8 protein-coding genes are annotated in these 14,552 nt (G+C 70.8%); 3 read left to right on the plus strand and 5 right to left on the minus strand.

Annotated elements, in window-relative coordinates; all coding sequences use genetic code 11:
• Positions 1-325: 325 nt before the first annotated feature.
• The 3 genes from WME90_RS40380 (at position 326) to WME90_RS40390 (ending at position 7,103) form a co-directional block, all read left to right on the plus strand.
• A complete protein-coding gene (locus tag WME90_RS40380; RefSeq protein ID WP_437277415.1) occupies positions 326-5,770 on the plus strand; it encodes an AAA family ATPase in 5,445 nt (1,814 codons plus the stop codon).
• On the plus strand, positions 5,767-6,144 hold the full coding sequence (locus tag WME90_RS40385; protein WP_437277416.1) for a response regulator: 378 nt from the start codon (positions 5,767-5,769) through the stop codon (positions 6,142-6,144). The genes WME90_RS40380 and WME90_RS40385 overlap by 4 nt, the downstream gene beginning before the upstream one ends.
• 233 nt (positions 6,145-6,377) lie before the next feature.
• Positions 6,378-7,103: an Hsp20/alpha crystallin family protein gene (locus WME90_RS40390; RefSeq protein WP_437277417.1), complete on the plus strand. Its 726-nt coding sequence runs from the start codon at positions 6,378-6,380 to the stop codon at positions 7,101-7,103.
• 104 nt (positions 7,104-7,207) lie between these two features.
• Here WME90_RS40390 and WME90_RS40395 read toward each other — a convergent pair whose 3' ends face one another.
• The 5 genes from WME90_RS40395 to WME90_RS40415 all read right to left on the minus strand — a co-directional run bounded on the left by WME90_RS40395 (position 7,208) and on the right by WME90_RS40415 (position 14,331).
• On the minus strand, positions 7,208-8,203 hold the full coding sequence (locus tag WME90_RS40395) for a DsbA family protein (protein WP_437277418.1): 996 nt from the start codon (positions 8,201-8,203) through the stop codon (positions 7,208-7,210).
• Positions 8,204-8,282: 79 nt separating this feature from the next.
• Positions 8,283-9,074: a hypothetical protein gene (locus tag WME90_RS40400; protein ID WP_437277419.1), complete on the minus strand. Its 792-nt coding sequence runs from the start codon at positions 9,072-9,074 to the stop codon at positions 8,283-8,285.
• A gap of 160 nt (positions 9,075-9,234) precedes the next feature.
• Positions 9,235-10,452, minus strand: a complete 1,218-nt coding sequence (locus tag WME90_RS40405; RefSeq protein ID WP_437277420.1) for a methyltransferase domain-containing protein — start codon at positions 10,450-10,452, stop codon at positions 9,235-9,237.
• Positions 10,453-11,007: 555 nt separating this feature from the next.
• On the minus strand, positions 11,008-11,550 hold the full coding sequence (locus WME90_RS40410) for a helix-turn-helix domain-containing protein (protein ID WP_437277421.1): 543 nt from the start codon (positions 11,548-11,550) through the stop codon (positions 11,008-11,010).
• Positions 11,551-11,997: 447 nt separating this feature from the next.
• The gene (locus WME90_RS40415) at positions 11,998-14,331 is read right to left on the minus strand and encodes a helicase-related protein (protein ID WP_437277422.1); all 2,334 of its coding nucleotides are present in this window, start codon (positions 14,329-14,331) and stop codon (positions 11,998-12,000) included.
• Between the last annotated feature and the right edge of the window lie 221 nt (positions 14,332-14,552).

Raw genomic sequence — 14,552 nt, forward strand, 5'->3', positions numbered from 1 at the left:
CTGGCTGTCCAGTTGACATGGCGAATCGTGGGCTCAACCGCATGGATATGTGGGGGACGTCCGAGGCATGGAATCGATGCGCTGCCCAGGAGGCTCGCTCCGTTGAGCCCGGCCGCGCGCCCTCTGGACGGCAGACGACGGCCGCCGGCTGTCAAATGAACAGACGCCTTCGCCGGGCTCTCCCCTGGAGAGCGACCAGCACAGCCGGTCCTGCCGGTGCACCATGACCGGCCTCGCTGGCAGCTTCGCGAGGCGCCGGGCGACAGGGCTATCCGGGCGAGACCAGGAGAGCGAGCCCCGGCGCGACGGCGCGAGCGGCAGGCCCATGAGACCCCGCGCGACGCGGTCGGGCACAGCCCAGCTCAAGGGGTATCACGTCATCGAGAAGACCGGCGAAGACGCGGGCTCCACCACGTATCGAGCCCGCCGGGACGCCGACGGCGCCGATGTGGCGATCAAGGTGCTTCACACCGATGACGCTCGAGCCGGCGATATCATGCGCTTCAAGCATGCCTACCGCGCGATACGGCAGATCGACTCGGCGAGGGTCATCAAGGTATACGCGGTCGAGGAGCACGGGGACGCCCTGGCGCTCGTCACCGAGGTTTTCCCGGGCGCCCCGCTGTCCGCGAGGAAGGCGAGCAAGCTCGGCGCCTGCGGGTCGCTGGACGCGTTGATCCCCGTGGCCGAAGCGCTGGCCGACATCCATCGACATGGCATCATCCACGGCGACGTGCGGCCTCCGAACATCCTGCTCGGAGACGACGGACAGGTGAAGCTCACCGGCTTCGGCGTCGATTCCATCGTGACGCACGAGAAGGAGGAGATCTATTGCCAGCACGTCCTCTCGGAGGTGCTCCCGTATACATCGCCCGAGCAGACCGGCCGCATGAACCGCAGCGTGGACTACCGCACCGACCTGTACTCGTTCGGGGTCATCCTCTACGAGGTGATCGCCGGGCGAAGGCCGTTCGAGGCGATGGATCCCCTCGAGCTGATGCACGCCCACATCGCCGTGACGCCCGTCGCCCCCTCGGAGATCGACCCGGCGGTGCCCGGCGCGCTCTCCGCCATCGCGATGAAGCTCCTCAGCAAGAACGCCGAAGATCGATACCAGTGCGCCGAGGGGCTGAAGGCCGATCTGGAGGAGCTCCGGTCGCGATGGCAGTGCAGCGGCCAGATAGGGACGTTCAGCCCTGGCCGCTACGACAGGACAGACATCTTCCTGCTTCATCAGAAGCTCTACGGCCGCGAGGGAGACATCCAGAAGCTCGTCGGTTCGTTCGACGACGTGCGCCGGGGCAAGCGGACGATCGTCCTCGTCTCGGGCTATTCGGGCATCGGCAAGTCGTCCTTGGTGCAGGAGATCTTGAAGCCGCTGGTGCGCGAGAGGGGCTACTACATCAGCGGGAAGTTCGATCAGTACAACCGCGACACGCCTTACAGCGCCATCGTCCACGCGTTCGACACCCTCGTCAAGCAGCTCCTCTCCGAGAGCGAGGAGCGGATCACGAGGTGGCGGGAGGCCATCCTGAGCGCGCTGGGGACGAACGGCCAGGTGATCTGCGACGTCCTCCCGTCGCTCAAGCACATCATCGGCGAGCAGCCGCCCGTCCCGGCGCTCGGCCCGGTCGAGGCCCAGAACCGCTTCATCCTCACCTTCCACAACCTCGTGTCCGTATTTGCCCGGCACGCCCACCCGCTGGCCATCTTCCTCGACGATCTGCAGTGGGTGGACTCGGCCAGCCTGAGCCTGATCACGAGCGTCCTCGCGAAAGAGGACGTGGAGTCGCTCTTCTTCTGCGGCGCGTACCGCGACAACGAGGTGAGCCCGACCCACCCCTTCGTCGTCGCGCTGGAGCAGCTCACGGAGAGCGGCGTCGAGGTGCAGAGCATCGTCCTCGAGCCCCTCGGGCTGGCCCACGTGACCGAGCTCATCAACGACAGCCTGCAGATCAGCGGCGGAGAAGCGCTCGCGGGCGCGATCCTGAAGAAGACCGGGGGCAACCCGTTCTTCGTGAAGCAGTTCATGCGGCACCTCTACGATACGAAGGCGCTGGTCTTCGATCCTGCGGCGGGCTGGTGCTGGGACCTCTGGCAGATCGAGAGGCTGGGGTGCACCGACAACGTCCTGAGCCTCATGGCGGAGACCATCCGGCGCCTGCCGCAGGCGACACAGCGGGTGCTCCGGCTGGCCTCGGCGATCGGCAACACGTTCGAGGTCGACGTCCTGAACACCGTCAGCGAGCGGCCCTCCGACGACACGTACGCGAGCCTCGACCACGCCCTCGCCGAGGGGTTGATCGTGAGCGCGGACGAGCAGTATCGATTCGCGCACGACAAGATCCAGGAGGCCGCGTACTCGCTGATCCCGGAGGGGGACAGGCCGGCGTTTCACTACCGGATCGGGAAGCTCCTGCTCGGCAAGCTGCGCTCCGACAGGGGACACGATCTGTTCGACGTCGTGAGTCACCTGAACAGCGCTGGCGATCTGGTCCGCGCCCCGGGAGAGCGCATGGAATCGGCCAGGCTCAACCTGCAGGCCGCCGAGCGCGCCAAGGAATCGGCGGCCTTCACGGCGGCGCTCAGGTACCTGGAACATGGCATGTCCATGCTGCCCGGAGATGCGTGGACTTCCAGCTACGAGCTCACGTTCACCTACCATACGAAGAAGGGGTTGTTGGAGTCGCTCTGCGGACGCCACGACGACGCGCTCTCCACCCTCGCGGAGAGCTTCGACAGGGCGGTGGGGCGCCTCCACAAGACGGAGGTGCGTCGCCTGAAGATGAACGTGGAGATCCTGAAGAACGATCTGCCCGCCGCCATGGAAGAGGGGCTCGCCGCGCTCCGAGCGTACGACATCGATCTGCCGTCTTATCCGGGCGACGACGCGCTCATGGCCGAGCTCCAGCGCACGATCACGATGATCGGCGGCCGCCCGATCGCGTCCCTGGTCGATCTACCCGCGCTCGACGATCCCGAGATCGCCGCCCTGCAGGACATCCTCCAGGAGATGTTCTCGCCGACCTACCAGCTGGGCAGCAACAACTTCGGCATCACGGTGATGAAGGCGCTCCAGAACTCGCTGACACATGGCATTTCGAGGAACTCGATCTATGCCTACGTGAACTTCGGGACGTTCCTGTGCGCCAGGCTCGATATCGAGAAAGGGTACGAGTTCGGGCGGGCGGCGGTCCGCCTGAACGAGCGCCACCCGGACGCGAAGTCCGAGTCGATGCTGTGCAACATGTGGGGAGCGTGGGTCCAGCACTGGATGGACACCTACGAGAGCTCGAAGGCGTCCCTGCGCAAGGGCGTCCACGCCGGCATGGAGACGGGGCAGTACATCTGGGCGTTCTACAACGCGTGCAACGCGAGCATGAACGGCCTCCTCCGCGGGGAGCACCTCCACGACATCATCGAGGAGGCGAGGCTGTACGCGCCCCTCTGCAAGCTCGACAAGTTCAACGCGATCACGTGGATGATCGGGGCCGTCGGGCAGCTCTGCGAGCACCTCGGTACGACGGACGAGGGCGATTGGACGCGCGGGCCCTGGGTCGACATCGACGCCGTAACCAGGGACGCGCGCAGCATCGACAACCGGGCGTCCCTCTATTTCGTGAACGTCTTCAAGGTCCTCGCCGGCGTGTTCGAGGGCGCGTACGAGGAGGTGGCCGACATCTGGGGCTCCACCGACCCGGGCAGCCTCGGCATGCTCGCCGCGTGGCACGCGAGCCCTTGTTATCACTTCTACGGCGGGCTGGCCTTCTCGCGGGCCGCGGGCACCGCCGCCCCCGCGCTCCGGGCGGCGTACCTGGCGAGGCTCGGGGAGTGCGCGCGCAAGGTGGCGTCGTGGGCAGCGCTCGGCCCGGAGAGCCACCGCCACCGCAGCTTGATCCTGAACGCGGAGGTCGCCCGGTGCGAGCGGCGAGAGGGCGCGGACGCCCTCTACGACCAGGGGATCGCGGCCGCGCGGGAGGGTCGTTTCCTGCACGACGAGGCGCTGGCCAACGAGCTCTGCGCTCGACACTACCTCGACCTGGGCAGGACCTTCGTCGCGCGCGCCTACATGACCGAGGCGCACAGGCTCTATGCGCGCTGGGGCGCCGTGCGACCGATGTTGCGCCTCGAGAGGGACTTTCCGCACGCGCTCCGGCCGGAGGCGCTGCGCAGACAAGCCGGCCTCGGGCGGGACGGGTACGCCGACCTCCACGGCGCGACCGAGGATCACGGCGCGCGGCCGGGGCTCGACTTCGTCACCGTGCTCAGGGCCTCGCAGGCGGTCTCGGGCCAGCTGAACCTCGACCGGGTCATCGAGGCGCTGCTGACGATCGCGGTCGAGCACGCGGGCGCCGAGCGTGGCCTGCTGATCCACCCCCATGACGCCGCGCAGGACATCGAGGCCGAGGTCGTCACGGAGCGCGGCCGGGTCGAGGTCACGCTCCGCCAGGCGCCGGTCACCTCGTCCGATCTCCCCACCGCGATCCTCCAGTATGTGGTCCGCACGCGGGAGAGCGTGATGCTGGACGACGCCGCCGTACCCAACCTGTTCTCGGAGGACGCCTACGTGCGCGGACGGCGCCCCCGCTCCGTGCTCTGCCTCCCCCTGGTGAAGCAGGGCACGCTGGTCGGCGTCCTCTATCTCGAGAACAACCTGACGCCGCGCGCCTTCACCGCCGATCGGATCGAGATGCTGGAGCTCTTGGCCTCCCAGTCTGCCATCTCGCTGGAGAACGCGCGCCTTTACACCCAGCTGCAGCGAGAGAACAGCGAGCGCAGGCGGGCGGAGCAGGCGCTGCGGGAGAGGGAAGCGCGCATCCGGCGCCTCGTGGACTCCGACATCATCGGGATCGCCGTCTGGGACCTCGATGGCGGGGTCATCGACGCGAACGACGCGCTCCTGTGCATGCTCGGCTACAGCCGTGAAGAGCTGACGTCGGGGAGTATCCGCTGGACCGATCTCACGCCGCAGGAGTTCAAGGAGATGACCCGGCGGACGCTCGATCAGGTCCGTTTGACGGGTGAATTCGGGCCGCAAGAGAAGGAGTTCTTCCGGAAGGACGGCAGCCGCGTCCCCGTCGTGGTCGGCGGCGCGCTGTTCGAGGGGTCGGAGAGCCAGGGGGTGGCGTTCTGCCTCGACGTGACCGAGCGCAAGCAAGCGGAGGAACGCCAGAGGCTCCTGATGAACGAGCTGAACCATCGGGTGAAGAACACGCTGGCGATCGTGCAGGCAATCGCCCTGCAGACGCTCCGCATGGCGGGCTCGCCCAGGGCGTTCGCGGACGCGTTCCTCGCCCGGTTGCTCGCCCTGTCCCAGACCCACAACCTCCTGAACCAGACCTCGTGGCAGGGCGCCGACCTCCACGACGTCGTTCGCGCCGAGCTGGCGCCGCACGCCGACGGCAACGTCGATCGCGTCCGCCTGGTCGGCCCAGACGTCCGCCTCCGCCCGGAGGCGGTGGTGACGCTCGGCATGGTCTTTCACGAGCTGGCCACCAACGCGATCAAATACGGGGCGCTATCGCAGCCGTCCGGCCGCGTCGCGGTCACGTGGAACGTGACCACGCAGGCGCACGAGCGGATGCTCCGCCTCGAATGGCAGGAGACGAACGGACCTCCTGTCCGGCCGCCGCGCCGCAAGGGCTTCGGCTCGCGGCTGATCGAGCGCGACCTCGGGCGCCAGCTCGCGACGGAGGTGAGCCTCGATTACCTGCCCGAGGGCGTGCGTTGCGTGATGCTCCTGCCCCTCTCGCGCGTGGGCGTAGGATGACCTCGGCTCCAGGAGACGCGCGTGGACTGGAGGGGCTGCGCGTCCTCATCGTCGAGGACGAGCCCATGATCGCCTCGTCGCTCGAGGACGCCCTGACCGACCTCGGCTGTGTGGTGATCGGCCCGGCGCTCAACATGAAGGACGCGATACGCCTGGCCCGCGCGGCCGAGATCGATGGGGCGAGCCTGGACGTCAACATCGCAGGCGAGAAGGTCTATCCGGTGGCCGACATCCTGAGCGAGCGAGGTATCCCGTACGTCTTCCTGACCGGCTACGGGAGAGCGGGATTGCGCGAGTCCGATCTCAGCCGTCCCGTGCTGCAGAAGCCGTGCAGTCTGGAGCGCTTCGAGGCGATCTTGGCGCGGTGGCGGTGAGCGCCTCCACCGGGCGCAGCGGCGCGCGCGCGAGCCCAGCCCGGGGCGCGCTTTGCCGGCGGCGCGGCCCGCGTGGCGCTCTGCAACGGCCTGCTCGGCGCGCCGTGACGGACGCGACCAGCAGCGCCGCGTCGACAGGCCACGTCATCTACGCTGGTTCACGCTCACGACACGGCACCACACTTGCACGTCTGACGTTTACGGACGTTCGCGACGTTCGAAAGGAGGTTCTTATGGCGGAACAGCAGCGTCAGCCGACAGGTCAAGACGTGTCGGCGACCAAATCGCAGCAAGGCAAGCCCGGCAGCCAGACGACAGGTCAGACCCCTCCCCAGGGTCAGTCCACCGGGATGCAGCGTCAGCAGGGCGGCGGCCAGCTCGGGCGGTACGGCGCGGCAGGCGGCGTCTTCAGCCCCTTCGCGATGATGAGCCGCATGATGGAGGACATGGATCGCATGTTCGATGACTTCGGCCTCGGAGGGATGCTCGCGCCGTCCCGGCAGGCTCGCCCGATGGGCGAGATGGGCGGCGGGCGAGGCCTCTCGTCCCTCTGGTCACCGCGCATCGAGCTGGGCGAGCGCAACGGTCAGCTCGTCGTCAAGGCCGATCTCCCCGGCGTGACGAAGGACGACATCCGGGTGGAGCTCCGCGAGGACACCCTGATCATCGAGGGTGAGCGCCGGCAGGAGCAGCAGGAGCAGCGCGAGGGCGTGAGCTACACCGAGCGCAGCTACGGGTCGTTCACACGCGCCATCCCGCTGCCTCAGGGCGTGCAGGCCGACGACGTGGACGCCAGGTTCGAGAACGGCGTCCTGGAGGTCTGTCTGAAGCTGCCGCAGCAGCAGCAGCGCGGCCGCTCGGTCGAGATCAAGAGCGGGTCCTCGGCCCAGATGGCGAGCGGCCAGGGGACGAGCGCGGGCGGCAGCCAGGTGTCCGAGAAGGCCAATCGGCCCAGCTAGCCGATCTCGGCCCGTGTCCCCCGGGGCGACGGAGCGCCGTCGCCCCGGTGTCGCCCGCGGCGGAGGACGTCCTCGAGGGCGACTCGCAGGCTCGCCGTGCGACCCTACCGCGCGTCGCCCTGCGCGCCGCCCCCGGACGCCGCCGCCTGACTCCTCTCGATGATCGCGCGCTCGGTCTCGATCCACCGGTCGAGCTCGCCCTGCAGGCTGAACAGCGCCAGATCGAACTCCCGCCCGTTGATGACGATGAACGGTGTCCCCGAGAGCCCGGCGCGGTCGGCCTCGGCCTTGTCGCGTGCGACGACCTGGGCGGCCGGCTCGCCCGCCATGTCGGCGCGGAACCGGGCCATGTCGAGGCCGACCTTCTGCGCATAGCCGAGCAGGTCCTTCTCCTCGAGCCGCTGCTGGTTCTCGAACAGGAGGCGCTCCATCGGCCAGTAGCGGCCCTGGCGGTGCGCCGCGACGGCCGCGCGCGCAGCGGCCTCGGCGTGCGGGTGCGATCGCAGCGGGTACACCTTGTGGATCAGCCTGACGTACGGCGCGTGGCGGTCGACGACCTCGTCGAGGATCGGCACCGCGCGCCCGCACGAAGGGCACTCGAAGTCCGACCACACGACGATCTGGATCGACGCGCGCTCCGGTCCACGAGCAGGCGAGTCGGCGAGGTCGATCTGCCTCACGTTCGGACCGAACCTCACGCCGTACGCGGCTTGCGCCTCCGCGCCGCTCGCGCCGCCGCGGATCTTGTCGGCGAGGAGCTGCGCGGCGGGCGCGCAGGCCGCGCAGGCGCGCGCCTCGCGCACGCACTGCGCGAGCGACACCGCCTGATCGGGGCACGGCGCATAGAGCTGCGAGACGAGCTGCCACCAGGTGCCGCGCTCGCGGCGAACGAGCTCGGCCGTGTTCACGCCGGGCAGCTCCTCCGGCTCGCCCCCTACGGCGTCCAGCGGCGCGGCGCCGGGGGGCCCGGGGAGCGGGACCGCGGGGGAATCGGCGAACTGGGGTTCCTGCTGCTCCGCGCCGCCGCACCCCGGGAGCGCGGCGAGCGCGGCGAGCGCGGCGAGCGCGAGCCGTCGTACACCTGAGGTCGGAGTCAACACGCGAGGATGCTACACCCCCGCCGCGGCCGGACCAGCCCGAAGCGTCGCCCGAGGCGCGGGGCCGGCGCCGCTGCTCCCCTCAGAAGGCGCCGCCGAGGCCGAAGGTGGTGAGGCCCGGCGCGACGGCGACGTGCGGCGCGAGCCGGAGCCGGAGCGGGCGGAGGCGAACGTAATCGTAGCTCTCGGCCGGCGTGGGCCCCCGCTCCTCATCCTCGAGGAACGCGATGTCGACGACGTTGGCGGTGAGCGCTCCGAGGGTGCCGCCGATGATCATGCCAAGGATCTCGCCATCTCTGGCGAAGTCCGAGGAGCTGCCGACGAGCACGCCGGCCATGCCGCCGCCGATCGTGCAGCCAGCGTTGAGGCCGAGGCTAGCGAAGCCCATGCCGACGTGGCCGTTGGCCCAGTGGGTGACCGGGCCGCCGAGCGCGAAGGGGCTGGCGGCCATCCAGCCGAGCGCCGCGTTCTCCGTGGCGACAGCGATGGGCGTGAGCACGACGCTCCCGCCGAGCGCGAGGAGGTGCTGCCAGCCGTACCAGACGCGTTTCGGCTCGGCCTGCTCGTCCACGGGAGCGCTCCCGCGCTTCCAGGGATCCGGGCTCATCGTCCACGCCAGGGGCGCCTGTGGAGCTCCGGGCAGCGCAACCCCGGTCGGCGGCGCGCTCCCATCGCCCGGAGCCGGCGGCGGCAGGGGCACGGCCGCCGCGTCGCCCGGAGCCGGCGCAGGCAACGCGCCGGCCGGACCGCCCTGCGGCGCATCAGGCGCCGGCGAGATCCCGGGCGGCGGCTGCATGGCGGCCGCCGGCGCCGCCGCGAGCACCACGGCCGCCGCGCAACCGATCCGCAATCCATCGCGAAGCACGCAGGTCATCCGGCGATCCTCGCTTCGTTCTTTCTACGTTCGCAACCTCTTTTGCTCCCTCTCGCTCGCCCGCTGCGCTCGGATCCGGCCCCGCACTCCTGCGGGCGGCGACGGCCGGTCCCCCTCGCCGCGGCACCGACGCGCGCCGAGCGCCCCGCGGATGGTTCATCTATCCGATCTCGATCCAGCCCCGGTGCCTCATGGCTCGCAGCAAGACGACGAAGTCGCCCTCGGAGAGCGCCTCGCCGACGGCCGGGTCGAGGGCGGCCAGGACCTCGCGAGCGGTCCGCTTGCCGTCGATGGACGACAGGAGCCTGCGCAGGAAAGCACCCAACGGGCCCGGGATCGACGTCGTTTTGCTGTTCGCGAAGCTCAGCTCCACACGAGGCTCCGCGCCTCCAGGACCGAAGAACAACCCCTCGAGCAGATGGATGCGTTGGCTCGCGATGAACCGCGGGATCATGTCCAGGATCGTGCTCTCGCGCCGGGCAGCGTGGTCCTCGAAGGCGCGTGCGACGGGATCGGGCTCGAGGTCTCCGCGCTTCTGGGCGGCGAAGAAAATGGCGGAGTGAACCGACACAGGGAGCCACTCGTCGAGCGCCGAGAGGTCGTGGAACATGGCTCTCCGCCGGCGGATCTCCAGCGCGTCGAACGCGAGCTCATCGAGAAAAGCCGGCATGTCGTCGCTCCTCAGGGGCCCGACCTCCGGTGGATCCGTGGAGCGGCGGAAGGGCAAGCAGAGGTTGAGCCATACGCCCCCTGGGGACAGGACCCGGTTGATCTCCCGCGCGATCAACGTCGGCGCCCCGGCGATGTCCAGCAGGTACTGGGTCACGACGAGCGATATCGATCCGGGAGCGAAGGGCAGCGCGGCGGCGTCCGCCACGATGAAGCCCGCCCCTCTGGGAGGCGTCGTCGGCCCTCGCATCGAGATCTGGCGCCAGCGCGCCTGTGGGAGCTGCAGCGAGAGCGTGCCGCCCCGCATCAGGTGGTCGGCGAGCAGCAGCTGCGGCAGCGAGATGTCGAGCCCGAGGCTCGCGGTGAAGGCCGTAGCCAGGCTCGCGACGAGCCCTCCGGCGCCGCAGCCGAGCACGGCCGCGACGCTCCGATCCCGGCAATGCCGCAGGACCGCGTCGAGGAAGAAAGCGCGGTCGGCGCGGAATTCCTCTGTGTCGGCCCAGTCGATGTACAGGTACGGGAGCCTGGTTTCCCAGCCGGCCATCCGCGCCGTCATGAAGTCGCTCATGCCGATCGGGCGCTGAGGGAGGCCCGCCGCTTGCGCGAGCGCGGGATCCAGGACGCGCTTCAGGGCCTCGCGGTTCACCGGCTGCCCCGCGTCGGGCTCGGGCACCGTGGCGAGCTGCGTCCGCAGCGCATCAATCGACACGTGCGGCTTGAACGTCAGGATGGGAATGCCGAGAATGGATGGGGCCTCGGTCCCGCATGCGACACAAGCATCAGGCCGCGCGGCGCCGAAGACTCGGCCGCAGCACACGCAGGACCACGAGAGTTCGCCGCTTCCCACGTCGATGCTCCTTGGACAGCTCGATGACGGGCGTAAGGGGGCGGCTGGCGATGCTCGCCAGGGCCATAGCAGAGCTCATCTGGGCCAACCGCTGCAGGCGCTCCAGGCGCTAAAGCATCCGCCGTGCCACGCGGCGACGTTGCCATGGCGGCTCATCACGTGCGTCGGACGGTGCTCCGGTCTGTTCGGCGCGTGTCCGAACATGACGTGGATGCGCACGCAGAGCATGCAGCGATCCCGTCATCGGTAGGTTGAGGACGCGCCCCAGACGTGCAGCGCGGTCACAAGTCTCACCGCCGCACGGAGGCGACGGGAGTGGCTCTATCGAGCCCCCTCCGGCCCCGGGCCCGCGCAAGAGTCTGCCGCTCCCCGAAGGGCGTGGCAGAGCGCGTCCGGGCCCGGTGACCTCCTGGGCGGCTAGGCGGCCGCGCTCCCGCGGCCGGATGCGCCGTTTCCCCCTTCGGTGAGCTTCGCTTCGTGCTTTGCGACCCACTTGCGGAGCCGCTGCGAGAGCGGTGACCGTCCGTTTTCGTAGTTGGCGACCGAGCTGCGCGCGAGGCCGAGCTTTTCGCCGAGCTCGGCCTGCGAGAGCCCGAGCTTCTCTCGAAGCACCTTCAGCGTCGTCGAGCCCGCCGGCGCTTGCGCACGCGCCGGTGCGCTCGGAGGCTGAGGCGGCACGGCCTCGATCGCTCGCCCGGGCCGCTGTGCGCGCTCGACCACCGCCGGCGGCGACTCGGTGCGGGCGCCTTCCGAAGCGGTGCGCCGCGCGACGGTCGCCCGGACGCTCTTCGCGCTCCCCGCGAGCTTCTCGCCGCAAAACGGGCAGTAGTCGAACGCGAGGACCTTGCCCGAGTCGGTGCGGAGCTCGACGCCTTGGATCGACGCTGGAAGCCCTTGCGCGCGGCGCTCCTCGCTCGACCACCCGTACACGACCGTGAGCCCGGGCTCCTCTCGATTCACTGGCAGACCGGCCTCACTCATGCGAAGGCAGACCGTCCTGCCATCGCGCGTGCACTGTCGTCCGATCATGGGCATTGTCATCTCCTCGTTTCGAAGGGCGTGCGGGCGCAGGGCATACCCGCTCGAACTTTTGCGCAGCACTGTTCATCTGTCAAGGTGGATAAACGGAGCGCGATGGCCAAGCCTCGGCGAGGAAGAGGCGGCGATGTAGGACAAGCCACACGGCGGGTGCGTCTGCGAGCGCGTGGGAACGTCCGATGGCGTCCGATGGCGTCCGATAACCTCCGAATTTGCAGCAGGCGCATGCTCGAGTGAAGGCTCTAAGAGGGGGCCTACGACATTCCAACCCACGAGATCGCGCAGTTCACCCAGAGCGAGCTCCCCGAGATCGCGAACTGAGAGCCGGGGGCGCATCGACGGGCGCACAGCGAAAGACCGATCGGACGGTCACTGGCCCCCAACCTCCTCCCCCAGCAGCGACGCCGCCACCCTCGGCGCCTCCCGCGCCGGGCACCCCATCCAGCCCGAGAGCCGCTCCGCCGGCTCACCGCTCGCGAGCGCCCGGTGGACCCGCTCCGCCACGTCCGCGCGGAGCGCCCGCGTCCCGAACACCGGGTAGCCGATCGCCGCGTACGCCCGCGGATCCACGCCCCTCGCGACCGCCATCGACACCGCGCCGGGCGCTGGGCACGCAGGCACCCGGCCGCGGTCGAACCAGGCGGCGCACAGCGCGAGGCGGCGCTCCAGCGCGCCGCGCCGGAGCAGCGGCTGCACGTAGAGCACGCGCTCGCCCACCTCGATGCCGTGCGCCTCGAGCAACGCCCGGCCCTCCGGCGCGAGCTCCGCGACCTGCTCCTCCGCGTCGCGCGCGGCCGCCGTCCCGAGCCCCTGCTCCAGCTGGTAGACGATCCCGCGCGCCGCGCCGGGGAGCGCGCGCACCTCGGGCGAGCGCAGCGGCGCGAGGAGCTCCTCGACGAGATCGCGCGCGAACGCCACGAGCCGCCGGAGGACGCGCGACCGCGCCCCCGCGCCGAGGTCGTCGCGCGCGGCCAGCCGCACGTCGGGCAGGAGCAGCGTCGGGCCGCGCGCGAGCTGCCCGAGAAGCCGCTCGCCGTCGAAGATCCGCCCGCCCACGTCGACCGAGAACCGCGCGTGCGGCGCCCCGACGAGCGCCTCGACCCAGCGCGCCTGGTCCTCCTCGGGCGCCGGCGCCGCGGGCCCCGGCGCGAGCCGGGCCCGCAGCGCCGCGATCCGCGCGAACGGGTGCCCCTCCGCCACCACAGGCGGCTCGTCCTCCGCGCGGCGCTGCGCCGCACGCGCGCCCGAGGACGACCGCGCGCTCGACGCCGCCCGCGCGCGGGGCGCCGCGGCGCCCCGCTCGACGAAGCGCTGCACCAGCCGCTCGTGGAGCGCGTCGCTCAGGCGATCCTCGATCGCCCGCGTGCGCTCCTGCCACCCCGCCGCGTCGCGGACCCAGCGCGCGTGGTTCGAGATGTAGGTCCACGTCCTGATCGACGCGATCCGCGTGATCAGCGTGTCGATGTCGCCGCCCACGTCGTCGATCTCGGCCACCCGGGCGGCCATCCAGCCAGCGTCGAGCGCCGCGCTCGGGCCCGAGAGCTGCCCGTAGATCTCGGCGAGGAGCGCGACGTGCGACTCGAAGAGGAGCTTGCGGAAGTCGGGGATGCGGCAGACCTCCCAGAGCAAGCCCACCGCCTCTTCGCCCCGCGCGCGCGCTCGCACCTCCGGGTCCTCGGCGAGCCTCGCCAGGGCGGCGGTGTCCTCGGCGTCGTCGACGAGCCTCAGCGAGCGGGCGCGCGGGCGCGCCCGGAGCGACGCGAGGAGCGCGTCGATCGAGCTCATGTCGAGCTCGCTGCTCCGCCAGAGCAGCCTCCGCACCGGGGGGAAGCGGTGCGCCTCGATCGCGGCGGCCACGCCGTCGGGGAGCGACAGCGGCGCGACGGTGCCGAAGGTCCCGTCCGCGAGGTGCCTGCCCGCGCGGCCGGCGATCTGCGCGAGCTCCGCGGGGTCGAGATCGCGCACGGCGCGCCCGTCGAATTTGCGCAGCGCCGCGAACGCGACGTGGCGCACGTCGAGGTTGAGCCCCATGCCGATCGCGTCGGTCGCGACGAGGTAGTCGACCTCGCCCGACTGGAAGAGGGCGACCTGCGCGTTGCGGGTGCGCGGCGAGAGCGCGCCGAGCACCACGGCCGCGCCGCCCCGCTGCGCGCGCAGCCGCTCGGCGATCTCGTAGACCTGCGGGGTCGAGAACGCGACGACGGCGCTGCGCGGCGGCAGCCGCGAGAGCTTGCCGGCCCCGGCGCTGGCGAGGCGCGAGAGCCGCGGGTGCTGGACGATGCTGGCGGTCGGCACGAGCTCGGACACGAGCGGCCGCATCGTGTCGGCGCCCAGGAACCAGGTCTCGCGCCGGCCGCGCGAGAGGAGCAGGCGCTCGGTGAACACGTGGCCGCGCTGGTCGTGCGCGGCGAGCTGGATCTCGTCGATGGCCAGGAAGTCGACCTCCAGATCGATCGGCATCGCCTCGACGGTGCACACCCAGTAATCCGGCCGCCTCGGGACGCGCTTCTCCTCGCCGGTCACGAGCGCGACGCGCGCCTCGCCGACCCGGGTGGTCACCCGGTCGTAGACCTCGCGCGCGAGCAGCCGCAGCGGCAGGCCGATCATGCCCGAGTCGTGCGAGAGCATGCGCTCGATGGCGCGGTGGGTCTTGCCGGTGTTGGTCGGGCCCAGGACGGCGGTGATGGGGGAAGCGTCGACCATGGCGCACGCAGCTTAGTACCGGACGCCATGAAGACGCCCCCGCGCGACGGGCGAGGGCGCGCGCCCGGCGCCCTGCGGCGGAGCGGGCTCTTCCTCGGGCGCGCGGCGGCGGGACCCCCGCGGCGGCGGAGCATCCCCGAAGCGCCAGGGCGCCGAGCGCCCCCGGGGACGCAGGGCTGCCGCGGCAGGAGGCGCCGCGGCAGGGAGGAGGTCGTGCGACA

Source organism: Sorangium sp. So ce375 (assembly GCF_051473855.1).
Taxonomy (GTDB): domain Bacteria; phylum Myxococcota_A; class Polyangia; order Polyangiales; family Polyangiaceae; genus Sorangium.

What these genes read in the sequence shown, in the direction of transcription:
- WME90_RS40380 (WP_437277415.1), top strand. Translation starts at nt 326, where the DNA reads ATGAGACCCCGCGCGACGCGGTCGGGCACAGCCCAGCTCAAGGGGTAT.
- WME90_RS40385 (WP_437277416.1), top strand. Translation starts at nt 5,767, where the DNA reads ATGACCTCGGCTCCAGGAGACGCGCGTGGACTGGAGGGGCTGCGCGTC.
- WME90_RS40390 (WP_437277417.1), top strand. Translation starts at nt 6,378, where the DNA reads ATGGCGGAACAGCAGCGTCAGCCGACAGGTCAAGACGTGTCGGCGACC.
- WME90_RS40400 (WP_437277419.1), bottom strand. Translation starts at nt 9,074, where the DNA reads ATGACCTGCGTGCTTCGCGATGGATTGCGGATCGGTTGCGCGGCGGCC.
- WME90_RS40415 (WP_437277422.1), bottom strand. Translation starts at nt 14,331, where the DNA reads ATGGTCGACGCTTCCCCCATCACCGCCGTCCTGGGCCCGACCAACACC.